Origin of the sequence: Psychrobacter sp. UBA5136, from assembly GCF_002414005.1 — a bacterium.
In the GTDB taxonomy this organism is placed as follows: Bacteria; Pseudomonadota; Gammaproteobacteria; order Pseudomonadales; family Moraxellaceae; genus Psychrobacter.
Window position 1 is genome coordinate 1 of record NZ_DHYG01000036.1, and the last position, 23868, is coordinate 23868.

Annotated in this window: 20 protein-coding genes and 1 tRNA gene; 8 read left to right on the forward strand and 13 right to left on the reverse strand. The window is 42.2% G+C overall.

Annotation, left to right across the window (positions count from 1 at the left end):
* The first annotated feature begins 268 nt into the window (after positions 1-268).
* From B4240_RS04985 to B4240_RS04995, 3 genes are all read left to right on the forward strand, one after another.
* Positions 269-799, forward strand: coding sequence for a DUF2726 domain-containing protein (locus B4240_RS04985; protein ID WP_296237132.1), 531 nt, complete (start codon positions 269-271; stop codon positions 797-799).
* 249 nt (positions 800-1048) lie between these two features.
* Positions 1049-2494 carry a hypothetical protein gene (locus B4240_RS04990; RefSeq protein ID WP_296237133.1) on the forward strand — a complete coding sequence of 482 codons (1446 nt, stop codon included), beginning with the start codon at positions 1049-1051 and terminating at the stop codon, positions 2492-2494.
* Between the two features lie 88 nt (positions 2495-2582).
* Positions 2583-3869, forward strand: a complete 1287-nt coding sequence (locus tag B4240_RS04995; protein WP_296237134.1) for a hypothetical protein — start codon at positions 2583-2585, stop codon at positions 3867-3869.
* 67 nt (positions 3870-3936) lie between these two features.
* Here B4240_RS04995 and B4240_RS05000 read toward each other — a convergent pair whose 3' ends face one another.
* A complete protein-coding gene (locus tag B4240_RS05000) occupies positions 3937-4884 on the reverse strand; it encodes a DUF1853 family protein (protein WP_296237135.1) in 948 nt (315 codons plus the stop codon).
* 142 nt (positions 4885-5026) lie between these two features.
* Here B4240_RS05000 and B4240_RS05005 point away from each other — a divergent pair, with 142 nt between their 5' ends.
* The 5 genes from B4240_RS05005 (at position 5027) to B4240_RS05025 (ending at position 13867) form a co-directional block, all read left to right on the forward strand.
* Positions 5027-5329, forward strand: coding sequence for a monooxygenase (locus B4240_RS05005; RefSeq protein WP_296237136.1), 303 nt, complete (start codon positions 5027-5029; stop codon positions 5327-5329).
* A gap of 792 nt (positions 5330-6121) precedes the next feature.
* Complete coding sequence (locus B4240_RS05010) at positions 6122-8482, forward strand: type I restriction-modification system subunit M (protein ID WP_296237137.1); 2361 nt, start codon at positions 6122-6124, stop codon at positions 8480-8482.
* Positions 8482-9840 carry a restriction endonuclease subunit S gene (locus tag B4240_RS05015; RefSeq protein WP_296237138.1) on the forward strand — a complete coding sequence of 453 codons (1359 nt, stop codon included), beginning with the start codon at positions 8482-8484 and terminating at the stop codon, positions 9838-9840. The genes B4240_RS05010 and B4240_RS05015 overlap by 1 nt, the downstream gene beginning before the upstream one ends.
* Before the next feature lie 74 nt (positions 9841-9914).
* Positions 9915-10526, forward strand: a complete 612-nt coding sequence (locus tag B4240_RS05020) for a hypothetical protein (RefSeq protein WP_296237139.1) — start codon at positions 9915-9917, stop codon at positions 10524-10526.
* Between the two features lie 80 nt (positions 10527-10606).
* Entirely contained in the window at positions 10607-13867 is a 3261-nt protein-coding gene (locus B4240_RS05025) for a type I restriction endonuclease subunit R (protein WP_296237140.1), read from the forward strand.
* A gap of 302 nt (positions 13868-14169) precedes the next feature.
* On the opposite strand, the gene dnaB is transcribed toward B4240_RS05025, so the two are convergent.
* From dnaB to B4240_RS05085, 12 genes are all read right to left on the reverse strand, one after another.
* Positions 14170-15552, reverse strand: a complete 1383-nt coding sequence (gene dnaB / locus B4240_RS05030; RefSeq protein ID WP_296237141.1) for a replicative DNA helicase — start codon at positions 15550-15552, stop codon at positions 14170-14172.
* Positions 15549-16346, reverse strand: a complete 798-nt coding sequence (locus tag B4240_RS05035) for a YdaU family protein (protein ID WP_296237142.1) — start codon at positions 16344-16346, stop codon at positions 15549-15551. Before B4240_RS05035 ends, dnaB begins: the two co-directional genes overlap by 4 nt.
* Positions 16343-16516: a hypothetical protein gene (locus B4240_RS05040; RefSeq protein ID WP_296237143.1), complete on the reverse strand. Its 174-nt coding sequence runs from the start codon at positions 16514-16516 to the stop codon at positions 16343-16345. Before B4240_RS05040 ends, B4240_RS05035 begins: the two co-directional genes overlap by 4 nt.
* A 187-nt stretch (positions 16517-16703) precedes the next feature.
* Positions 16704-16955, reverse strand: a complete 252-nt coding sequence (locus B4240_RS05045; RefSeq protein ID WP_296237144.1) for a helix-turn-helix domain-containing protein — start codon at positions 16953-16955, stop codon at positions 16704-16706.
* Between the two features lie 3 nt (positions 16956-16958).
* The gene (locus B4240_RS05050; protein WP_296237145.1) at positions 16959-17246 is read right to left on the reverse strand and encodes a helix-turn-helix transcriptional regulator; all 288 of its coding nucleotides are present in this window, start codon (positions 17244-17246) and stop codon (positions 16959-16961) included.
* A 100-nt stretch (positions 17247-17346) separates the two neighbouring features.
* Positions 17347-18168, reverse strand: coding sequence for a hypothetical protein (locus tag B4240_RS05055; RefSeq protein WP_296237146.1), 822 nt, complete (start codon positions 18166-18168; stop codon positions 17347-17349).
* 118 nt (positions 18169-18286) lie between these two features.
* Positions 18287-19525 (reverse strand): tyrosine-type recombinase/integrase, encoded by a 1239-nt coding sequence (locus B4240_RS05060; RefSeq protein ID WP_296237147.1) that lies wholly within the window; start codon positions 19523-19525, stop codon positions 18287-18289.
* A 161-nt stretch (positions 19526-19686) separates the two neighbouring features.
* Positions 19687-19763: transfer RNA gene (locus tag B4240_RS05065), tRNA-Pro, on the reverse strand.
* A 114-nt stretch (positions 19764-19877) separates the two neighbouring features.
* Positions 19878-21404 (reverse strand): Asp-tRNA(Asn)/Glu-tRNA(Gln) amidotransferase subunit GatB, encoded by a 1527-nt coding sequence (gatB, locus tag B4240_RS05070; RefSeq protein WP_296237148.1) that lies wholly within the window; start codon positions 21402-21404, stop codon positions 19878-19880.
* Positions 21404-22906: an Asp-tRNA(Asn)/Glu-tRNA(Gln) amidotransferase subunit GatA gene (gene gatA / locus B4240_RS05075; RefSeq protein ID WP_296237149.1), complete on the reverse strand. Its 1503-nt coding sequence runs from the start codon at positions 22904-22906 to the stop codon at positions 21404-21406. Before gatA ends, gatB begins: the two co-directional genes overlap by 1 nt.
* Before the next feature lie 68 nt (positions 22907-22974).
* A complete protein-coding gene (gene gatC, locus B4240_RS05080) occupies positions 22975-23289 on the reverse strand; it encodes an Asp-tRNA(Asn)/Glu-tRNA(Gln) amidotransferase subunit GatC (protein WP_296237150.1) in 315 nt (104 codons plus the stop codon).
* A gap of 198 nt (positions 23290-23487) precedes the next feature.
* Complete coding sequence (locus tag B4240_RS05085) at positions 23488-23700, reverse strand: hypothetical protein (RefSeq protein WP_296237151.1); 213 nt, start codon at positions 23698-23700, stop codon at positions 23488-23490.
* Positions 23701-23868: the final 168 nt, after the last annotated feature.

Sequence of the window (23868 nt, forward strand, 5' to 3'; positions counted from 1 at the left end):
AATTGATGACACGCCCTAGGTGCGTTTATATTTTTATCGTTTTAGCTGATTTTATGCAAACACGACATCTATTGTCGTGTTTTTTGTTTTAGGGTTTGCCGACTGGCGTAAGCTTCGTTACGATAAGCGCCGCTGTTTTTCTGTTTCTTTGCTGTATAACCTGTCAGCCTACAAGGGCTGACCTGTTGCCGTCAGATATGTGTCGTCACTTTTTTTACCGACATCATTACACATAGCTGACCGCTTTTATTATGTATAAGGTAAAACCATGTCATTTGGCGTTATATTTTTAATACTGGCAGTTGGGTTTGTGGGGCTAATCACCCTACCAAAACTGTTTTCTAGCAAACAAGTCGCCGAACCTGAGCCGCCACCTGTGCGCGGTGATGAGCTGGCTATTTGGCCGTTTGCGCCGATGCCTATTATGACGGACACGGAAGTGATCTTTTTTAATAAGCTAAAAAATGCTTTGCCGGAGTATCATATTTTTGTGCAAGTTCAGCTGTCACGTATTATCGAAGCCAATAGCGACGAGACATCCGAGCGTAGTTTTTGGTTTAACCGCATTTGCCGCCAAAGCGTTGATTATGTCATCGTGGATATGGATGCACAGACTACCTTACTCGCCATTGAGCTTGATGATTGGACGCATAATAGTAAAGCGCGGCAAAAGGCCGATGATAAAAAAGATAAGGCGCTTGCCAGTGCCGGTATCGCTATCGTACGCTTTCACGCTGAGCGTATGCCGAGCGCCGATATGCTTAGGTATGAGCTGATGCAGGTGATTGAGAGTTATTAATTAGAGCTACTTTACTATCAGGCAATGTTGTTTGAATACCTAACAATGATTATGTAATATTATTCACATATTTCTTTACTTTATAGATAAATTCCAAAAATAAATAGCTTATTACTTCTATTAAGGAGTAAACTTAAGTTTTTTGTGAAAGATGCAATCTAAACTTTCAAGTGAGCCTTTATGACCTAAATACTTGGATTGTTTTTCTAACCATTTTTCGGAATATATTTAAAATATAAGGAATACATAATGAAAGCTTTTAAAATAACCGCATTAGCTCTCGCCAGTACTTTAGCCTTGGCAGGCTGTGGTAGTGATAGCGACAATAATGGTAATGGCCCTAATACTCCTAACGTTCCTACCAAACCACCTGTCAACAACAATCTTACAGAAATTGAACAAGCAAAAGAGATGATCCGCACGGCTAAACTTTTTGTTAGTGACAATAAAGCGGTAACAGAGGCTTATAAAGACGTAAGTGATATCCTGACAGAAAAGCAAGCGTCACGACTTAGCTATACTTTTGAGGTACCAAACTCTCTTTATTATTACATGCAGAAAAATGGTCTATCACAACTAAATGCAGCTGACATTATAGCTTTGGCCAATGATAAAAAGTTCAATAATACGTTAGGTAACGTAGCTTTGGTGCCAGAAAAAGGTTTTGTTGCGAATCTGAATGCTGATGGACAATTTAAGCTTTCGGGTACTACTAAGGTAAACGTTGAGGAATATGATTATGCATATAATCCAACGACGGATAGATATGAAGAAATTATTAATCGAGACACTTTTACAACTGCGTTTGATGGTTTTGAAAATGCCTTAGTTTCTAATACTAATAGTGCCAGCTTTAATGGTGGCATTGGATTCAAGAGTATAAAAATTGCTTCTGGCGCTGATATCGTGACGCTGAGCTCTAATAAAGGCTTTACCGTCAGCGGTCAGTTCAGTGATAAAGTCGTGGTTGATGACGAATTTGATCTTAATGATATTAACAGAGAAGGTATTACTTTAGAAAAGGCTATCGTAAAATTAGGCAACTTAAAGTTAACTGCTAATGATAGTGTGATTGAAGCAAAAGACTTAGAGTTTGCTGCCTTAGATATTAGTAAGAAGTTAGCAGATAGTAGTCTAGTGGTGAGAACGATTCCTTATAAACTTGCTATAACAGGTCAAATGACTAAGCAGAAACCTAAAACGAATGTTGCAATCACACTCAATGCGACCGCTAACGACGCTGATATTAAAAACTTTTTGACCGTCACTGATGCTGGTAATCTTGAAGAGAAAGCCAATAAATATGTTGGCATGACAATAGTGTTAAATATTAAAGGCAATGTAACTAAAGAAGGGTCAACAACGATTCCGCTTGATTTCCAAGCCAATCTTGAACGTACTGCTCGTAACGTCATTGACCTTAAAGGATTAAAGGCTAGCGTAGAAGGTAAAGATTTATTTGTCACAGGTAAGTCTAACTTAGATAATGATTATGATGTGGTTAGTACCGAATTTACCGTTGAGCAAAATAAAGCATCGATTGAATTAAAGGTTGATGCCAATGGTGATTTTGTTAAAGATAAAATGGGTAAGCTAGGTGACATTATGGTCGACGGTAAAGACTATGGTGATTTAATGGATAATGATGGCAAAATCACGGCTAAATTTAAAGATAACAGTTTAATCGTTCTATAACCAATATAAGTCTAATGGCAGTGCTCAATCATTTTTAATATTATTCGAGCAATAAAAAAAAAGAGACGACTAGTACTGTCTCTTTTTTATGCACTCTAATAAACGTGAGAAATTTATGTCATTCTTTAGCCGAGCTATCTATAGCTTTTCACAACAGGATCTACCGTTTTTCGCCAAACGTAAACTGTCATTTATTGTTCCAACAGCAATCGCTATGATGGCGTCAACGTCTACTTTAGCTCAGAGTGAAAATCCTAACTTATACTCTAATTTCAACTCGCCATCTAATCCTACTAACGATTGGTTAAATAATCAGAATATAAACGAAAAGTCGCAGATTGATTGGTCAATAATAGCAACGGCACACAGCCCAGTACAGCCTATTACTGCTTTTATTGGCGATTGGGATGCGCCATTAGAATCAGGAGATCATGCGTATTTACAAGGACGTGCAGACTTAAAAGTACGCCCTGCAGGAAGCTTGATTAGCTATGGTCTGGGTTGGCGTTACGATTACTTGATGAGCTTTAGCGAAGAGACAGCAGAAGTATATTGGCAATATGAAAACAAACAGCCATCGAGCACTAGCCAATCATACCCATTATTTTTAGATGCTAAGCATAATGAGAGATTTGGCGCTAATGTCGGTTTTACCCAGCCCCTGAATTCTAATTGGCAATTAACGACTCATGCCAATATTTGGCAAGGATTACATGCGCTTGAAGGCAAGGTTTCAGGTGACTTAACTACAAGGGGGCTACCTGACAGTGAAGTTAGTAACATAAGAGATAGCGTTAATAAAGCTGATGCCTATGTTGATTACTATTATGATAAGCCTGCCCTTGGTGAAGAAAACTTAAACTGGAATCCTACTAAGCCATCAGGTTATGGCTATTCTTTAGATTTACAATTGGTAGGAAAGCTATCTGACAAAACACAGGTCATAATTAGTGGCTACGATGTCCTTGGACGTATGCATTGGAAAGATATGCCAAACACTCGCTATACATTAGATTATGATGTTAACGGTCGACCTTTATATACGATTGAAGGCCAGCTTGATACTAAAGATGTCACACAGACGTTACCATGGCGGGTTGAAGGTAGTCTGATGCATCAACTAAATAATCAGTGGCAACTTGGCGCTCATGGGCAAATAAATGATATTCAAGACTTGTATCAATTGTCAGTAGGTTATCAATTTGCTAATTTTCATTATCCTGTAGCTATCACTGGATTGATAGAGCCACAAACTAAAGCATTAGGTATAACGTTAGATAGCAAATATGGCGGTATAAAATTGCTGACGGATGACATTGATGCAGAAAAAGCCAAGCGCAGTGAGATTAGTTTATACGGACGTTACGCTTGGTAAAAGTCCAATTAAAACAAAATGATTGGTTGTCGAGAAATATAACTACTTAAATAGAGTCGATTTAAAATCAGTTATCTATTCTGTCAGGCTTTTCAAGATAAATAACGATTGGTCGATTCTCTTCAAAATACAGTCCTGTTCTTAGAACACCGTTTTCAGAATAGATAAGGGGTAACTCATGATTGTCGTAGAAGTCACGTTTGCTAAACCATTCAATATAATGAGCGGCGCGCAAGGCAGGGATATCAATTGTGGCAAGAGTGGCATTATCGGTCTTATCGCACCACTCGTGCATAGGAAAGCTTGGTGTTAGCCAAGCAGGGTAGACAAAACCAGTAATGTTCATTGGCAAAAAGAAACGCCCTTTAATAACGCCATAACGCTTATCAATCTTAACTTGCCCATGCGCCTCGGTATCTAGCCACACTGTACGAAACTGCTTGGTTTGCATATGGGTCATTTTGCGCTGTAAATTATCGTTAGAATTGATACCAACCCAATTTATCGGCGCAAACGGCGCTGAGCCCATAAAAAATTTAATCGCCAATTCCCAATGCTCAACAAGCTTGTCCTCATGATTGTACAAAATTAAATCAAGCTCGCCCGTTGTTTGCTTGCCATTGTATAACTGCACATTATTAGCGAGCGTCTCGTATGGATGCAGCTTGCGCGCAAAACCATCCTCTAGCCAAAATGACAATAAGCCCTCAAAATGAAAACCCAAGCGATTGGGGCTGGGACGTTTTAATAAATAGCGAGTTAGCGCCTGATAAGCATAAGTGCTATCCAGTTCTTTTAAGCGCGGCTTATACGCCTCAAACTGCGCCTGCCAAAAGTCTGCGCTGTGTACTGAGATAGCATGTGTGTTTTGATACGGCGCAAAGTCGAGCCATCTGGTTAAGACGTTAGGGCAGGCAAGTACGTACGCCAAGTCGCGGACGAAGGGACGCTGGAATGCTTCCCAAGGGACGTCATTGGCGAGAGTTAAAGGGCGTGGCGTGCTAAGCTCAGGCATAGGTCGAACCAGAGTAAAAATAAAGTATTTACCCTAGCGGCTCGCTTATTAAAAGTCTATAGCAAATCGTAATATGTTAAGGTTGTAATCATCTGGCAGGATATATGATTGCCAATTATTCAACAATAATGAGGATTCACTTATGAAATACCTTTTGCAAATTGACTTCCCTTATAGCGGCCCTTTTGGTGGTGAATTTTTTGATGCTATGAAAGAGCTGGCTGAAGACATCGCAACCGAGCCCGGTCTGGTCTATAAGCTATGGACGGAGAATGAAGAGACGCAAGAAGCGGGCGGTATTTATGTGTTCGATAATTTGGACGATGCCAACCGATATTTAGAGAAACATACCCAAAGACTGACTTCATTTGGTTTTAAAAACATAAAATCTAAAGTATTTAGTATCAATGAAGCGCTAAGTGCCATTACTAAAGCGCCTTTGTAATGTTTAATGAAGAATAATGAGCATAAAAAAAGCCAATCATTGAAATCAATAATTGGCTTTTTTCTTTAACACTATGTTTGGTCGGAACGGCAGGAAGCAAATCATTGCCTGTGTCCTTTGGTATTAAAGGATTGTATTTTTATAAAATATAAATATACCGCAAAATATACCGCAATTTGCGAAAGTCACTTTGGACTTAGCGGCCATCAGTATATAAAAATAACGAAGATCTGTTAGCCGGTATAAATAACTAAGATTGCTTATTGTTACTTTTATTTACAAGTTTTCTTATATTTATCGGTTCCTTTGAAATGTTTCTTAGTGCTTAGCAATAGATAAACGGATAAATTCGCATGTATTTTGAGTGTGTCATTCACTATGTAAGACGACTACTAAAAAAGTAGTGATTTTTCCATTTTCTGCTTCCTAAGAAATTTTTTTATTCCAACGCCAGCTACCTATTTCATTGGCTTAGAGGTGGTTTTTTATTTTGAGATACAGCTCTAAAATAGTGATTTTTTATTCCTATTATTCCTATTTTCATCCATTTTGCTTCCAATACTACCGCTTATTATTAATAAGAACTCTTTTATTTAAATAAGAATGCTTTTATTAAATAAGACTCTTAATTCTGCTTCCATGCTAGCGTTTATATCCTCTACTATCATACAATGATTTCTATAAACCGTCATAAGTCGATGTATACCATCGCAGTACGTGTGAGCCATTTTTTAAGGCTGCTATACAATCCCAAGCATTTATCCCTTGCCCAACAAACAATAAGACAATTCAATGACCAAAAACTTCTCTCAAACAGCGGCTTTCATCTGGTCTGTCGCTGACTTATTACGCGGTGATTTTAAGCAGTCTCAATATGGCCGCATTATCCTGCCGTTTACGCTATTACGCCGCCTAGAGTGCGTATTAGAAGATACTAAGGCAGATGTAGTCGCTGAGAGTCAGCGTATCGCTGATATGGGTCTGCCTGAGGAAGCGCAAGAGAAGTTCTTGATACGTGCCAGCAAGCGACCTTTTTATAATACCTCGCCGATGGATCTGAGCAAGATGGGTCAAAGCGACATCAAGGATAACCTCAATACCTACGTGCAATCCTTCTCTAAAGACGCGCGTGAGATATTTGAGCATTTCAAATTTGAAGAGTTTGTCGGCCAACTTGCGGATGCTAACCTACTTTATAAAGTGGTGCAGATGTTCGCCAATACCGACCTTAGTCCTGAGACTATCTCCAATCATGAAATGGGCTTTGTGTTTGAAGAGCTGATCCGCCGCTTTGCTGAAAGCTCAAACGAAACGGCAGGGGAGCACTTTACCCCGCGCGATATCGTGCGCCTGACTACCTCATTGGTATTTATGGAAGATGATGACGCACTGACCAAAGATGGCATTATTCGCACTATCTACGACCCCACAGCAGGTACGGGAGGCTTCCTATCTTCTGGTATGGAATACGTGCTAGAGCTGAATCCTGACGCGGTGATGCGTACCTATGGTCAAGAGCTAAACCCTGAGTCTTATGCGATCTGTAAAGCCGATATGCTGATCAAAGGGCAAGAGGTGAATAACATTAAGCTGGGTAATACCTTATCCAATGATCAGCTGGTCGCTGAGAAGTTTGACTACATGCTATCGAACCCGCCGTTTGGGGTGGACTGGAAAAAGATATCAGGTGAAATCAACGATGAGCACGAGCAAAAAGGTTTTGATGGTCGCTTTGGGGCTGGCTTGCCGCGCGTGTCTGATGGGTCGCTATTATTCCTTATGCACTTGCTGAGCAAGATGCGTCCGATTACTGGCGATGATAAAGCGACAGATATCAGTAGCACTCAAAACAGCAATCAAGGCAGCCGTATCGGTATCATCTTAAATGGTTCACCATTATTTACGGGCGGCGCAGGGAGCGGTGAGAGTGAGATTCGTCGTTATATCCTTGAGGCCGATTTACTAGAGGCCATCATCGCCTTGCCAAACGATATGTTTTATAACACGGGTATTGCGACCTACATCTGGATATTAAGCAATAAGAAAGCCCCTGAACGTCGCGGCAAAGTGCAATTGATTGATGGAAGTAACCTATACAGCAAAATGCGTAAATCTCTTGGCTCTAAGCGTAATGAGATGAATGATGACGATATCAAGACCATTACCCGTAGCTTTGGCGACTTTGAGGTGGTTGATGCGCGCGTACTAGATAAGCCAGAAGAAGTGAAATCTAACCGTGGCCGTCAGTCCGCCAATCCTAAATCTGAGACTGCTAAGACCTTCGCCAGTAAAATCTTTAAAACCCATGAATTTGGCTATCGCCGTATCACCATTGAGCGGCCGCTACGGCTATCTGCGCAGCTGTCAGATAGCGCGTTAGAGACCCTACGTTATGCACCTAAACCGTTCGATATAGTCATGCCAGCGCTGTATGAGGCGTTTGGTGGTAATTGGACGACTGACAGCTACGGCGACTTATCAGCGGTTACGACTGAGGCGCGTGCGATGATTAAGGCGGACTTCTCTGAGTTGAAAGAAAAGCAAATCAAAGACGTGCTTGACTCTAAAGTATGGCGAGATCAGCTTGAGATCATGAATAAAGCCAAAGCTCTACAAAAGGCTATCGGCACGCGCCAATTCGATGACTTCAATGAGTTTGAAAAAGTGTTCAAACAAGCGTTAAAAGATGCTGATGTCAGCTTGGACACCAAAGGAAAGAAACAGCTGATGGATGCCATCACATGGAAAAACCCTGAAGCAGAACCTGTCATCAAAAAAGCGGTCAAGGTTGAAAGTCCGCTCTATGGCGCATTTAGCTATACCGATCCTGCCAGCAAGACGAAAATTGTAGAGTTCCAAACCGATAGTGACTTACGCGATTATGAAAACGTGCCTCTGAATCCTGAGGTGACTACTACTGAGCTGATCGAAAGTTACTTCGCCCGTGAAGTGCAGCCGCATGTGCCTGATGCGTGGATCGATAGCAACAAGACAGATGCTATCGATGAAGAGATTGGTATTGTCGGTTATGAAATACCGTTTAACCGTCATTTCTATGTGTATGAGCCGCCGCGTCCGCTTGCTGAGATTGATGCGGACTTGGATGCGGTCAGTAGCGAGATTATGCAGTTATTGGGTGAGGTGCATTCATAATGGCGAAGTATCAACAGTATGAAGAGTATAAAGATTCAGGTGTTGAGTGGTTGGGGAAGATTCCTAGTCATTGGAACTTATCATCTTTAAAAAGATGCGTTGATGGCTGTACTAATGGTATTTGGGGTTCAGAGCCAGAAGAAAGTTCTGACAATACAGTAGTATTACGTGTCGCTGATTTTGATAGAAATAAATTAGAAATCAGCGAAGAAAATCTGACATTGAGAAATATTTCACCGAAAGAAAGAGAAAATCGTCTATTGAAGAAAGGTGACTTATTGATAGAAAAGTCAGGAGGAGGGGATAAAACCTTAGTAGGTTGCGTAGTTCTTTTTGAAAAAGATTTTAGAGCTGTTACTTCAAACTTTGTAGCTAAAATGACACCGAAGGTTGGTCATGAAAGCAGTTTTTTAAAGTATGCTTTCTCTCTACTCTATGACGGTAGAGTGAACTATGCTTCAATCAAGCAGACTACAGGAATTCAAAATTTAGATTCAGAAGCTTATTTGATGGAAAAGTTTGTTTTTCCTGAAAAAGAAGAGCAAGCTCAAATTGCCAACTTCCTCGACCACGAAACTGCCCAAATCGATACCATAATCGAAAAACAGCAAACCCTGATTCAACTGTTAAAAGAAAAGCGCCAAGCAGTGATTAGTCATGCGGTGACCAAAGGCTTAAATCCTGATGTGCCGATGAAAGATTCGGGGGTTGAGTGGTTGGGGGAGGTGCCTGAGCATTGGGAAGTTTCAAAGCTCAAGTTTGTAAGTGACATTATTGACTGTCGTAATAAAACTCCCGAATATTTTGAAAATGGCGAGTACTTTGTGGTCAGAACAACAAACGTAAGGAATCAGAAATTAAACTTTAATGGTGCTTTATACACGGATAAGAAAAATTTTGATATATGGACACAAAGAGGAGTACCTCCAGCTGGTTCTATTCTTTTTACTCGTGAAGCGCCTACAGGTGAGGTTTGTCTAGTGCCAGAAGATCTGAAGTTTTGCATGGGTCAAAGAATGATGAATTTCATTGCACATGATCAAAGCTATACTAACTATCTTTTTGATTATTTAATTTCAGATTGTCTTGATAGATATATCAATAGCGTGTCACATGGAAGTACTGTAAGCCATTTGAGAGTTGAGCAAGTTCAAAATATTCCTGTTCTAGTTCCTCCCTCAGATGAGATTTCACAAATTCATAGTCATATTGAGAAGTTGAAATTAAGCTTTGACGATATTGAACTAAATGCTAAAAAAGCCATCCAACTCATGCAAGAACGCCGCACCGCTTTAATCTCTGCTGCGGTTACGGGTAAGATTGATGTGAGAGGCTGGCAAGCGCCTGACAATATCTAATACCAATTTAAAGTAAAGAAAAGTTTAAGTTATACTTCTATTAGGATGTTTTTATTAAATTAAAGGTTGTTCAAATGACGAGTTTTGGAGATGGCAATGGCTCAAGTTATATCGGTGTCGGTGGTGATTTTGCTAATGTATTAGATCATAACGACTATTTGGCTTTGGTTGATTCAACAGACACAGCTGGAGTCGTTTTAAGAGCACATTTAATTTTAGAAGATTTTCTTAATATTTGGTGTTCCAAAACATCAGGAAGTGAAGATCTATTTAAAGGACCTTTTATTGGTTTTAGGTCAAAGTTGTCTATAGCTCAGAACCTAGGGTTAGATAGTAAGATTTTTGAAGTATTAGATAGGTTTAATAAGATTAGAAATAGTTATTCGCATAATAGAAGATATACTTTAGAACAAAGTCGTCTAGATGCACTGATTTTATTGGTAGATGACTTACATATATCTGAGAATCTGTTACCTTGTAAAGATTTTTCTATTTACATTGGAAAGACTGACACAGCAACTGGTAAAAATATAGAAAGAAATTATAAATATGAAGATGCTGATTTAAATAAAAAGATAATTATAGTTTTTATGGTTCTAGTTCTTAAATTACTGAGTTGGATGCAGTCAGAGTTTGAACGTAAAGGTATTAACTATACTATTATTTCAGATTTTCTTGAAAAATAGAAATATCAGAAAGAGTAGTTGGAGTAAAAAATACTTATCTAATCATAACTTAATCTTCCTAACTATAATAAGAAAAAACTATGACCGATACTACCTACGAATCTGTCTTCCAAGCCGATATTGTCAATCAGATGCAAGCGCAAGGCTGGCAGTTAGGACATGCCAGCGGCTATCAAGCAGAAACGGCGCTATATGAACAAGACGTGCTCGACTTTGTGCAGGGTACCCAGCCGCAAGAGTGGCAGAAGTTTTGCCGCACCTTTCCTATCGACTCAGAGCGCCACTTTATCGCTGCATTGGTTAAGCAGCTTAATAAGGCAGACGCGCACGCCACCGATAGAGCCTCGCGCACTTATGGCACACTAGGCGTCTTACGTCACGGTCTAAAGATTCGTAACGCGCGGTTTAGTTTGTGCCAGTTTAAGCCTGAGCACAGCCTCAACCCTGAGACCATGGCACGCTATAAGGCCAATATCTGCCGCGTCGTACCTGAAGTAGTGTATAGCCCTTATACCAGCCTTAAAGACGGCGCTGACGCTAATGGCAAGGTCGCTAAGCGTAACCGTATCGATATCGTGCTATTCGTCAATGGCTTGCCCGTCACCACGATGGAGCTCAAGTCTGAGTTTAAGCAAGCGGTACAAAATGCCATTACTCAGTATAAGCGCACCCGCCTGCCGAAAGACCCTGATACCAAAAAACCTGAGCCACTGCTGACCTTTAAGCGCGGCGCACTGGTACATTTCGCCGTCAGTCAGTATGAAGTCTATATGACCACGAAGCTGGCAGGTGATAGCACTTACTTCTTGCCGTTTAATAAAGGCACTGCGGATGGCGGCGCGGGTAATGACGTGCCAGCCGATAGCAGCCGCTATGCCACCGATTACCTATGGAATGAAGTGCTGACGCCTGATAACTTGCTGGCTATCCTCGGTCACTTTATGCACTTGCAGATCGACGAGGAAGAGGACGCGATCGGGCGCAAGACCAAAAAAGAGACCATGATGTTTCCGCGCTATCATCAGTGGGATGTGGTGACTAAGCTTGTTAATGCGGCCATTGTTGAGGGCGCTGGGCAAAAGTATTTGATTCAGCATAGTGCGGGTTCAGGCAAATCTAACTCTATCGCATGGACGGCGCATCAGTTATCCACCTTATACAACAGCGACGGCGATAAGCAGTTTGACTCGGTCATTGTGATTACCGATCGCACTGTACTGGACGACCAACTACAAGATACTATCTATCAGTTTGAACATGCCGATGGCGTAGTCGGCAAAATCAACCGTAAAGAAGGTGACGGCTCAAAGTCTGAGCAGCTTGCCGAAGCATTGGTCAACTCCCAGCCGATTATTATCGTCACCATTCAAACCTTCCCATTTGTGCTCAAAGCGATTGAAGATTCAAGCGTCCTAAAGTCGCGCCGTTATGCCATCATCGCCGATGAAGCGCACTCATCACAGACAGGCTCTACCGCACGCCAGCTCAAAGAAGTGCTGGTCTCAGGTGATATAGAGAGTAATACAGATGACGATAAGCCGCTCTCTAGTGAAGATGTTTTGGACGCCACGCTTGCCGCGCGCCGTAGCAGCCCGAACCTAAGTTATTACGCCTTTACCGCCACGCCGAAGCCAAAAACTATCGAGCTGTTTGGCCGTCTGCCCAATCCTGACTTGCCAGCTGCTAGCGATAACCTACCAGCCGCTTATCATGTCTATTCTATGCGCCAAGCGATCGAAGAAGGCTTTATCTTAGATGTGCTAAAAAACTACACCAACTACAAAGTGATGTATCAGCTTAAGCAAAAGCTGGCTAGCGATGACGATGAAGTCGATGCCCGCCGCGCCAAGATTAAGCTGGGTAGCTGGGTGCGACTGCATGAGCACAATATCGCGCAGAAAGTTAAGATCATCATTGAGCACTTTAACGACAACATCAAAGGCTTACTCGGCGGGCAAGCCAAAGCCATGGTGGTGACAGGCTCACGTAAAGAAGCGGTACGCTATAAGCTGGCGTTTGATGACTATATCGCTAAGCACAGCTATCGCGGCATCAATGCCATGGTCGCGTTCTCAGGGGAAGTCACCTTTAACGATAATGACCCTGATAGCGGCGCACTACTTGGCGAGAAGTTCACTGAGCATAATATGAATATCGGTCTCAAAGGCCGTGATATGCGTAAAGCCTTTGATACTGATGACTATCAAGTGATGCTCGTGGCCAATAAGTTTCAGACAGGCTTTGATCAGCCGAAACTATGCGCCATGTACGTCGATAAGAAGCTGACAGGCGTGGACTGCGTACAGACCCTCTCAAGGCTCAACCGTACCTATAAGGGTAAAGCAGAGAGTGGCACGTTTGTGCTCGACTTCTTTAATGATCCTGAAGATATTTTGGAGGCCTTCCAGCCGTATTATGAGACCGCCACTTTAGTGAATGTGTCTGACCCCGATCAGGTGTATGACCTGTATGAGAAACTACGCGCCAGCGGTATATTCTTATGGCATGAGGTCGAGCAGTTTGTTGAGGCTTTTTATAGTAAGAGTAAGTCTAACGCTGCCATTAGTAACATCTGTAAGCCAGCGGTTGAGCGTTGGCAGAAACGCTATAAGCTAGCACGCGAGCAAGCCCAGCACGCTAAGGAAATGCTTGAGCGTACCAAAGCGACAGGCGATGTGGTGCTGATGACCAATGCCGAGAATGACTACAAAGGTTTTAAGGCTGATCAAGATGCGCTAGAGATCTTTAAAAAGGACTTAGGTACATTTACCCGTCAATATGAGTTTATGTCGCAAATCGTGGACTATGACGATAAAGAGCTAGAAAAGCTGAGCTTATACGCCCGTAACCTGCGGCCATTATTACGCGAAAGTGTGGACAATGAGGATGATATTGATCTAACCAACATCGCTATGAGTCATTACCGCGTCTCAAAGCTGCACCAGCAGGATCTAAAGCTACAGGAGGGTAGCGGTGAATTAGAAGCTGGCGGCGGTGGCGGTACAGGAAAACCAAAGGATCAGAAAGAAGAGCTGTTATCAAAGGTCATTAATCGATTAAATGAGGTATTCGCTGGCGAGGACTTTACCGATAAAGATATGATCAACTTCCAAAACACGATTTGGGATAAAGTGACTGAAAATGAGATCGTGGTAAAGCAGTTTAGTAATAACAGTACCGATCAGATCATGCTAGGCGGCTATCCTGATGCGGCGATGGATGCGCTATTCGAGAGCCAAGAAGCCTACGAAGGTATGACCATGCACTTACTGTCCAACCCTGATCAGTTTAAGAAGTTCATTAGATTGATGCTTGATACGAAGTTGAGTGAGCAGGTATAGGAAAGACAGTCGTTTAGGAGGGGTATTTACCCAGATGGATAAATACCTTGTTCTGCTTCCTATTTCCTTCCTTAATTCCGCTGTACCTATTGCACAATAGGCGATTGCTGTGATTCCAATATTTCAGAAAAGGTGATTTTTGCTTCCTAAATTTCTTGATTCCATAATTTTGCTTCCTAATTTATAGTGTCAAAAATAGTAAATGAGGGCGGTTGGTAGGGGGAGTCTAAAAAGGCGTATGTCTAACATAGACCGCTTGAATATTAATAGAGTTCGTTATCATAACAACACTTACTTGCCAGCTAAGAGTTACTGCCAAAATCAGGAACTGCATTAAAGTCGCGCATCATTGGCATATAGTTAGTAAAGCGCGAGTACCTGCCTTCAAAACCTAGTCGCACGGTACCAACTTGGCCTTGGCGATTCTTAGCGATAATCACCTCCGCTACGCCCACATCCTTTGACTTATCGTTATACACTTCATCACGATATAAAAACATAATTATATCGGCTTCTTGTTCGATTGCGCCTGACTCCCTTAAGTCGCTCATAATAGGCCGCTTGTTAGGTCGGCTCTCTAGACTGCGGTTCAACTGTGATAAAAGTATAACAGGGCAGTTAAATTCTTTACCGAACGCTTTTAGATGCCTTGTGACTTCACCAAGTGCATTCACTCGATCCTTACCATCAATACCGCCCATGATCTGCAAGTAATCGATCATGATGACCCCAATCTCACCATGTTGATTACGTATTCTATTCAAAGACGTTCGCATCTGATGATAAGTGATTAATGATCTCGACTCGATGAACATAGGATATTCTTTGCTATAGTCTCTGACTGTGTTGTTCAGATTAGCCCAATCGTCAGTACTAACATTCATGCCACTTCTAACAACGCCTAAATCTACTCCTGCCATTGACGACATGAAGCGTTGCATAACAGATGAACCTGTCATTTCCAAACTAAAGAACACGCCAGCCTTGCGCTTGTAATTACCTTTGCTATCTGTATAAAAGCTGTCTTTAACCATATTCTGTACAATGTTCTGCCCGAACGTAGTCTTACCCATCGAGGGACGCGCTCCCACTACCACTAAGTCACCGTTCTGTATTGGTGATCGGTTATCAAGATCAATAAAGCCAGTAGGCGAAAACGGTATTAATTCTCCTTTGCTTACTGCTTGCAGGCTAGTGAAGAAGTCACCCATCATTGAGCCAACTGACCGCGCACCGCTACCGCTTTTGTTAGTGTCGATAACAGCCGTTAGCTGCTCTGTAATACCGTTTACCTTATCGTCGAGACGAGTATCAGCTTGCTTTAATTCGTCCTGCGCTTGTATAAGCACACGATTAACAGCTCGATACTTTGATAGCTCAAGTATGCGTTCAGCGTAGGCCACAAGGTTAAACAATGTAGCTGGGCTTGTGCTCAATATCTCGGCAAGATAACCATCAGAAACGTCATCACCATATTCATTAGCCACCAACCAATCGTGAACCATAACAGCATCATACGGCTGACCATCTTTATCTAACGTCTTGATCGCTGTAAATATTAACTCATGCTTGCTTGCTGCAAAGTCATTAGCATCAATCTTACTGATAACATGCCCCAAAGACTTTTCTATGCTCATGAGCGAAGCTAATAGTGCCTTTTCTATGTCCATATTATAAAAGTTCATACTTTTAACCCCGCTTTTTCCATGATCTTTTTGTTTGCTGCTATCTGCTCCTCACGGCTTAAGCTCTTAGTCTGTGGCTGTGAGTCGAACGAGTCACTACGGTTACTGTGGGGGCGAGCACTACTGCTTTGCTCTGTGTTGGTGTTATCTGGCTCTGTGATTTCATCAAGCCAGCCTTCGTTATTCAAGTAAGTCATAGGGTACTTGCGATAACTCTTGTTAGGCGTTGACTTAACATAGCTTGGGACATGAGCCATGATTAACTTTTGCTGCTCGGTAGTAAGTGATTGCCACTTAGCCTTCGGTTTTGCTAAACCTCCTTTCTTATAATCGTAAGCATTCCAAAAATCATCAAAAGGTAAGCTAGTTAATGGTTCTTGGTTGATGGTTAGTGGTTTTTGGTTAGGGTTGTTTTGGCTATTAACTGGCAACCCATTAATAACCGACTGGATTGTTTTAGGTTTATTCTTAGGTGGCCTACCTCCTTTTTTACCATTCTTACGATTTTTTTCAGCATTTGCCTGATATTTTTTAATGTCATTGTCAATGCGACGATGGTGATAACCATCGTCTTTTAGCGTAAAAAATTCACTCAGTACAAAATCCAAAGCTTCAACCTCTATTTCGGATTCCAGTTTTAACCTACGCAAAAGCGACTGGGTTTCTTTTGGTATAGGTATTTCATCTAGGTAGTAGCGATCAATCAATGAACGATAAACATAATGCTCTATAGGCTTTAGGTAGTCGGTGTCTTTTTTATAGTCTGCTATATGGAAGCTATAGTAGTGCATCATGTGCCCCCTGCAACATTGCTGGCGTGAGATATGCTATTATCACCATTAGCAGCTAACTTAGTTGGTTGAATCGCATCTGCCAGTACATAGTTGATCAAGATATTAGATAAGCCCACCCCAATAAGGTGGGCTTTTTCATTGGTTTTAGATTGTCTTGGCCTATTTTTCATGTTTCTTCCTCTTGCTGTTTTAAATCACCAGAGTCGAATTTTTTAGCTATTAATTGCGGTGGTGTTTGCTGACAATTTGGAATAACTAAAACCACGCAAAGACTTGCTAAGGATATGGGTAACGCCGCCAGTAACTTCGAGCTAGACTTACGGGGATTCAAATGATTCATAAATCCATTATGTAGACTCATTTTTTTACCTCATAAGCTTTAGGCATATCAGATTTAGATATCCAATACTTCTTAAAGCGTTTACCGTTACCTTTAACAAATTTATCTTTGATAGGTACTCCTGCGGCGCGCAACTCGCTGATACGTCTTATACAGCTAGTCATTTCATATAATTCGTAGGCTTGCATATCTGAGATAGTTTGACCTGTCAGCATATGATCAAGAATAATTTGGCAATAAGTTCGTTTTTTTAGCTGTGGTGTTTTCATGACTTACACCTCACCATCGTTAAAAATAGTTTGATTATTCAACCATTCGATAACGTCAGCGTTACGCCATGCCGTCATAGTAGGAGATAACTTTACTGGCGCTGGAAAACGGCCATCACGTGACCATGCCCATAAGGTACTGCTACCAAACGGTAAGAACGGTATAAGTTGGCTGGCACGTGACATGCCTTGCGGTGGTAAATAGGGTGAATTTAGGCTGTTAGTTATTTGCTCATTATCTTTTGAGGTGCTATCAACGGAGACGATAACGTTGGGATTTAGATTGATCATGTGTCTAGTTCCATAATGTGCCGCAATGTTCTACTGCGGATATGGATAGACTAATAAGATATAAAATTAATTGCGGGATTAGAGTGAGTAAAGTGGGATTTTACTTAGTAAAATGTTGTTTTCTATGTTTCGAGATGATATTAGCAAGTGAATTATCTTCGTAGCCTAATGATTGCTCTATTTTGTCAAAGTGGCTTACAATTTTTCTAGCTGCGTCGGCATTCGAATAAATAAACTTGCCATTTTCACGTTGTTTACTAAAATGCTTATCATGATAATCAAGGGCTTTTTCTTTAGGTTCTCTATAATTAACCCCCTTCTTAGAACCTCCTTTTGAACCATTTTCTTTATGTCTTTCAGATAACTTTTTTTGATAGGCGTTGATAAACGCTATGTTTTTGAACATTGCTTGTGATTGGCATTCTTTGCAAAAGTCATTCAATTGTATTGCCACAAAATAGCTACCATTTTTAAAGGCAAAAATTCCCATTTCTCTATACGCTATTATCAAAGCTGCCCACCAGATAGGAAACCCTTTGAAAGAGCTGTTTCTCTTGTAAGCTAACGAAGTAAGTTCTTTATATTTAGTTGGTAAAAATTTATCTAATATATTTGTGATACCTTTTTTGGCACTATTAATTGTTGAGAAATCGACATCATTAATACTTTTATCTATATATTGTTTTATATCTTTTTCAATATTATCCATTAGCTCTAAATGCTCTAAATTGACTAAATCGGTGTCGAGACATCCATCAGCATAGTTTGAATACAGTAAAGAGCCGTCCTCTACAAATATACCATCACCAAATATAGCCCATGCTACTATCTCATTTAATGGAAAACGTAGGCTGCTCGCCATAGCTATATATATGTTCTTATTCCCGTCTTCCATAGTAATTTTTTTAGCTTCATCACTCACAATTCACACCTTTACATTCTTAAATAAAAATAAGTGCAAGACGGTAATAGCTTGAGGAGTTAAATAGCCATCGTTAGGATAACTAGTCCTAGCCTTGCATAATCGATATAACTAAGTCTTAGCCCAGCTTTTGTGATTTTTGTTTGAAATTACCATGTATTACGTTATCAGTCTTGCCAGCGTAAGAAGCATCAATAAAATTCGCCCATTGGTGCATCATGTCTGTTCGATAAGGCAAGTGCTGCGCTCCGTTATAAGCTTTACTTATTTTGTTCTCTTTCTCGTGTGCCAGTTGCAGCTCTATTGCTTCGTGCATAAATTCTTGTTCATGTAAGGTAGTGCTGGCAAGCCCGCGAAATCCGTGACCAGTCATGCGTCCTTTGTAGCCCATGCGCCATAGGGCAGTAATGAAGGCATTGGTACTGTATGGTTTGCGCGTTGTTGTATTAAAAAACACATACTTATCTGAAAAGTTCATCGCCTTAATTTCTTGCAATATCTTCATTGCTTGTGGCGCGAGCGGTACTAGATGCGGTCTATCCATTTTCATCTTCTCGGCCGGTATGCGCCATATCTTGGCCTTGTAATCTATTTCCGACCATTCCATAAGACGAAGCTCTTGCGTTCGTACAAACGTGTAGCACATGAACCAAAAACCCAGCTTGACCAGCACATCGCCGCCATAAGCATCGATATCTTGTAGTAATTTGGGTAACTGCTGACTGGTAATGCGGCTATGGTGCTTAACTTTATGCGGCTGCAGAGCTTCCGTTAAGTCAGTGGCTGGATTGTGGGTGGTCAAACCCTCACGTATAGCTTGTTTGAATATCTGCCCCGTTTGGCGTATTGCTCTACGTGCCATATCAGTAGCGCCCCTTGTTTCTACAGCCTTTCCAATAGCTAAAACATCGGGCGCGGTTATGTCCTCTATATTCATGTGACCAATGACGGGCTTAATATCGCGCTGGTATTGTGAGTAATCACGGCTATAGGTAGTGAGGGCTATGTGTGCTTTGCGGTCATCGTGCCAGCGCTGGGCTATGTTATCGAACGCCCTTGATCCGTCATTGTCTGCTTGTTGTCGCTTCTTGTCGTGCTTTGGGTTGATCCCTTGCGCTATCAGATCTTTTATCTGTTGGTTACGCTGGCGAGCATCGGCAAGGCTCATTGCTGGATATTTACCAATGGTTAGGCTTTGGCGCTTATCAGCATACTTATAGTCACATACCCATACCTTGCTGCCAGTGCTACGAACCCATAGGCGCAGGTTATTACCGTCACTATATTTGTCAGGTCGGCTAGGTGTGCAAGTATCGGACGGCTTAAGGCGTTTGATTTGGCTATCAGTTAAGGACATGACGGTATATTTCCATGAAGGTATAAAATATACCGTAAAATATACCGCAATTTTACATGGATTACTATGTTTTATGATGGAGTGCTATGGAAAGTGTTTAGCCTACAAGCGGGCAAAATAAAGGGCAGACGGTCAATGACGGTCTGCCCTATATCTATGTTTGGTCGGAACGGCAGGATTTGAACCTGCGACCACCACACCCCCAGTGTGGTGCGCTACCAGACTGCGCTACGCCCCGAATGACTGACTATTTTACGCAAAATTATGCATATTGCAAGGGCTATTTATGTTAGCCAAAATCTACAATGGCATTTTACTGATCATAGTCGGTTGCATACATAGTCATTCAACCTTAACCCAATAGCTCTTTTAGGATTTGGTTGACTTGTTGCGGGTTGGCACTGCCGCGGCTGGCTTTCATCACTTGCCCAACCAGACCGTTAAAGGCTTTTTCTTTACCGCCGCGATACTCATCGACCATCGCTTGGTTTTTTGCAATGACCTCTTCAACCATGGCTTTAATTGCGCCCGTATCGGTTTCTTGCTTAAGACCTTTTTCTTCGATGATTTTATCTGCTGCGTCATCGGCATCGCCGCCTTCGCGCTCATAGAGGGCGCTAAAGACTTTTTTAGCCAATTTGCCTGATAAAGTATCGTCTTTAATTCGCGCCAGCATACCAGCCAATTGCTTGGCGCTAATAGGCGAGTCGGCGATATCTTTATCATCTTTATTAAGGGCACCGAGCAGATCGCCCATGACCCAGTTAGCCGCCATTTTGGCATCTTGTTGTCCGATCTCATTGACGACATTTTCAAAGTAATCAGCAAGTGTACGACTAGCAGTTAAGATACGCGCGTCGTATTCTGAAAGCCCAAGTGCTTCTTCAAAACGTGCACGGCGGGCGACAGGTAACTCAGGCATCGCCGCTTTAATCTCGTCGACCGTATGCTGCTCAATACGGACAGGCAGCAAGTCAGGATCAGGGAAGTAGCGATAGTCGTTAGCGTCTTCTTTGGTACGCATGGTGCGCGTTTCGTCACGCTCAGGATCATATAGCATCGTCGCTTGGATAACTTTACCGCCATCTTCAATGATGTCGATTTGACGCTCGATTTCACGATTGATGGCGCGTTCGATAAAACGGAATGAGTTGAGGTTTTTCAGCTCAGTACGTGTACCCAAATCCGCGCCTGGCTTACGCACAGAGACGTTACAGTCGCAGCGGAATGAGCCTTCTGCCATAATCGCATCTGAGATACCAAGCCACGTGACCAGCTGGTGAATGGCTTTGATATAGGCAATCGCTTCAGCAGCTGAGCGCATATCAGGCTCAGAGACGATTTCGATAAGTGGCGTGCCTGCGCGGTTAAGGTCAACGCCCGTCATATCAACGACGGCATCGTGCACGGATTTACCAGCATCTTCTTCTAAATGCGCGCGAGTGATGCCCATGCGTTTAGGGTATTCGTTTTTCTCGCCTTCATTGACCATGACATCGATATAACCCTTGCCAACGATAGGGTTGGCCATTTGGGTAATTTGATAGCCTTTTGGTAGATCAGGGTAAAAGTAGTTTTTACGGTCAAAAGTATTAAACAAACCCAGCTCAGCATTGATACCCATACCAAATTTTAAGGCACGATCGACGACGCCAGTATTAAGTACGGGCAAGACGCCAGGCAGGCCTAAATCTACGATACTGGCTTGGGTATTTGGCTCGTGACCAAAATCGGTTGGCGCGTTTGAAAATATTTTACTTTCCGTATTTAGCTGGCAGTGAATCTCGATACCGATGACCACTTCGTAGCCATCAACGAACAGCTCTTTGCGGACGATATCTTGCTGAGCGGCATTATCAGTAGTCGTTGCGGTGTTCATTATACCGTCTCCTTCGCGATGGTAGAGTGTTGTAAATGGTGGTCTGTATGCTGCTGGAATAAATGCGCGGTAGACAGCAATTTGCTTTCTTGCCAATATTGTCCAATCAACTGCAAACCAATTGGCAGGCCGTTTGAGGTTAAACCAACAGGCTGACTAAGCGCAGGGAGACCGGCTAAATTGACGCCGATGGTATACACGTCGCCCAAATACATGGTCGCAGGGTCAAGGTCTTCAGCAAGCTTATAAGCAGCGGTCGGCGCAGTTGGACTGGCGATGACGTCACAATTAACAAAAGCGTCTTCAAAATCTTGCACAATCAGACGGCGCACTTTTTGTGCTTTAGTATAATAAGCATCAAAGTAACCCGCTGATAGCGCGTAAGTCCCCGTCAAAATACGGCGTTGTACTTCAGGGCCAAAGCCTTCTGAGCGTGAGCGCGTGTATAAATCGATAAGATCGGTTGGGTTTTCACAGCGATAACCAAAACGCACGCCATCAAAACGCGATAAGTTCGATGATGCTTCAGCAGGGGCGAGCATATAATAAGTGGCAAGGGTAATTTCAGGGTCAGTGATGTTGACTTCTACAATCGTCGCCCCAAGCGCTTCGTATTGTTTTAGCGCCGCACGTACCGCTTGCTCGACCTCAGCATCGAGTCCTTTGCTAAAGTACTCTTTTGCAACGCCAATACGTAAGCCTTCTAATGGCTTGGCGCTGTCACCAGCGGTAGCGACAGCATGGTTTAAGTCTTGCACATAATCAGGCATATCATGCTTAATAGAAGTGGCATCGCGTGGGTCGTGACCAATCATCGGTTGCAGCAAATAAGCGCAGTCCATCGCACTACGGCCCAAGCTGCCTGCTTGATCAAGACTTGACGCATAAGCAATCATACCAAAACGCGAAACGCGACCATAAGTGGGTTTAATCCCCGTTAGGCCGCAAAATGACGCAGGTTGGCGAATAGAGCCACCCGTATCACTGGCAGTAGCAACCGGAACAAATCCTGAAGCAACGGCAGCGGCACTACCACCTGATGAGCCACCTGGCACGCGCTCAAGATTCCAAGGATTGTGTACCGCGCCATAATAAGAGCTCTCATTATCCGAGCCCATCGCAAACTCATCCATATTGAGCTTACCAAGGCTAATCATGCCGGCTTTATCGATATTGGTGACGATAGTGGCATCATAAGGTGAAATAAAGTTATGTAGCATTTTTGAGCCACACGTCGTTAAGACGCCTTGGGTACAAAATATATCTTTATGCGCCATCGGCACACCAAGCAGGGGACGCTTGTCACCTTGGGCACGCATCTCATCAGCAGCTTGTGCTTGTGCGCGCGCCGTTTCAGAGGTATGGGTGATAAAGCTATTAATCTTACTATCTAGCGCGTCGATACGCTTAATATAGTGCTCAGTTAATTCCGCGCTACTAAATTGTTTGTCTTGCAAGCCCGTAATCAGCTGCTGGGTACTTAAAAGGTGAAGTTCAGACATAAGGTGTCGTCCGTCAAAATGTGAATAACATTAAATAAAGTGGAATACGGTAAAAATTATTGAGGCAATTATTCAATCACTTGGGGCACAAGGTATAAACCTGCTTCTACGGCAGGCGCGACCGATTGATTGCGCTCGCGATTGATATCGTGTTTGGCGACATCGGCGCGCAACTCTTGGCAGGCTTCATGAATGTTTGCCAAGGGTTTAATGCCGGTTGTGTCGACATTAGCAAGCGTTTGCATCAGTTTTAATACATCGCTGATATCATCAGCGTAGCTACTGGCAGTATCTTCATCGACACCTAGGCGCGCAAGGCGGGCAACTTCTAAGATCTCTTGACGGCTGACATTATTCTCAGTCGCGAGGGTTGGCTGTGACATAATTTCTCCAGTGAAGGACGGTTTTTATTAGAGTAGGTATAAAAAATAGGTAACCGTTAAAGTGGTTAATGACTAAAAAATACTCACACAAGGGGCTATATGAGTTTTTTATAGAAAGTACCTTATTATAAAGCATCTCACCCAAGATTACAGAGCAGGGGATTGATTGCTGCACAATATCACCAAAGTTAGAATGTTTTATAAAGCTGAGTTATTAAACTTATGGCTATAGATAGATGACCAATTACATACCATTTCGTTATAAAATACGTTACAGTATGCCCCCACTGCTAAGCCAAATGCTAAGTAAATGCCTTCAAAACGCGCAGCAAAAATCATATTTGGCTTTTGCACCTTGTTAATGATTGAATTAAATGATGTTTCATTAAATGGCATGGTATTGTCTGTCATTTAAACTTTGTAACATCTTTTCGCGTTTAAGGGCAAAATCCTCACGTACTGATGCAAATATCTGTGTTTTTTTTGAGCTAAATCGGTATAATTTAGCTCAGTTTTTTCATTTCATCATTATTGCTTCGGTTTGACTTGCTGCGATGATAAACTCGCGCCGTAGGTCAT

Excerpts from the sequence above, each read along its gene's own strand:
- B4240_RS04985 (WP_296237132.1), top strand. The coding sequence starts at position 269 with ATGTCATTTGGCGTTATATTTTTAATACTGGCAGTTGGGTTTGTGGGG.
- B4240_RS04990 (WP_296237133.1), top strand. The coding sequence starts at position 1,049 with ATGAAAGCTTTTAAAATAACCGCATTAGCTCTCGCCAGTACTTTAGCC.
- B4240_RS04995 (WP_296237134.1), top strand. The coding sequence starts at position 2,583 with ATGCACTCTAATAAACGTGAGAAATTTATGTCATTCTTTAGCCGAGCT.
- B4240_RS05000 (WP_296237135.1), bottom strand. The coding sequence starts at position 4,884 with ATGCCTGAGCTTAGCACGCCACGCCCTTTAACTCTCGCCAATGACGTC.
- B4240_RS05005 (WP_296237136.1), top strand. The coding sequence starts at position 5,027 with ATGAAATACCTTTTGCAAATTGACTTCCCTTATAGCGGCCCTTTTGGT.
- B4240_RS05010 (WP_296237137.1), top strand. The coding sequence starts at position 6,122 with ATGACCAAAAACTTCTCTCAAACAGCGGCTTTCATCTGGTCTGTCGCT.
- B4240_RS05015 (WP_296237138.1), top strand. The coding sequence starts at position 8,482 with ATGGCGAAGTATCAACAGTATGAAGAGTATAAAGATTCAGGTGTTGAG.
- B4240_RS05020 (WP_296237139.1), top strand. The coding sequence starts at position 9,915 with ATGACGAGTTTTGGAGATGGCAATGGCTCAAGTTATATCGGTGTCGGT.
- B4240_RS05025 (WP_296237140.1), top strand. The coding sequence starts at position 10,607 with ATGACCGATACTACCTACGAATCTGTCTTCCAAGCCGATATTGTCAAT.
- dnaB (WP_296237141.1), bottom strand. The coding sequence starts at position 15,552 with ATGAACTTTTATAATATGGACATAGAAAAGGCACTATTAGCTTCGCTC.
- B4240_RS05035 (WP_296237142.1), bottom strand. The coding sequence starts at position 16,346 with ATGATGCACTACTATAGCTTCCATATAGCAGACTATAAAAAAGACACC.
- B4240_RS05040 (WP_296237143.1), bottom strand. The coding sequence starts at position 16,516 with ATGAAAAATAGGCCAAGACAATCTAAAACCAATGAAAAAGCCCACCTT.
- B4240_RS05045 (WP_296237144.1), bottom strand. The coding sequence starts at position 16,955 with ATGAAAACACCACAGCTAAAAAAACGAACTTATTGCCAAATTATTCTT.
- B4240_RS05050 (WP_296237145.1), bottom strand. The coding sequence starts at position 17,246 with ATGATCAATCTAAATCCCAACGTTATCGTCTCCGTTGATAGCACCTCA.
- B4240_RS05060 (WP_296237147.1), bottom strand. The coding sequence starts at position 19,525 with ATGTCCTTAACTGATAGCCAAATCAAACGCCTTAAGCCGTCCGATACT.
- gatB (WP_296237148.1), bottom strand. The coding sequence starts at position 21,404 with ATGAACACCGCAACGACTACTGATAATGCCGCTCAGCAAGATATCGTC.
- gatA (WP_296237149.1), bottom strand. The coding sequence starts at position 22,906 with ATGTCTGAACTTCACCTTTTAAGTACCCAGCAGCTGATTACGGGCTTG.
- gatC (WP_296237150.1), bottom strand. The coding sequence starts at position 23,289 with ATGTCACAGCCAACCCTCGCGACTGAGAATAATGTCAGCCGTCAAGAG.
- B4240_RS05085 (WP_296237151.1), bottom strand. The coding sequence starts at position 23,700 with ATGACAGACAATACCATGCCATTTAATGAAACATCATTTAATTCAATC.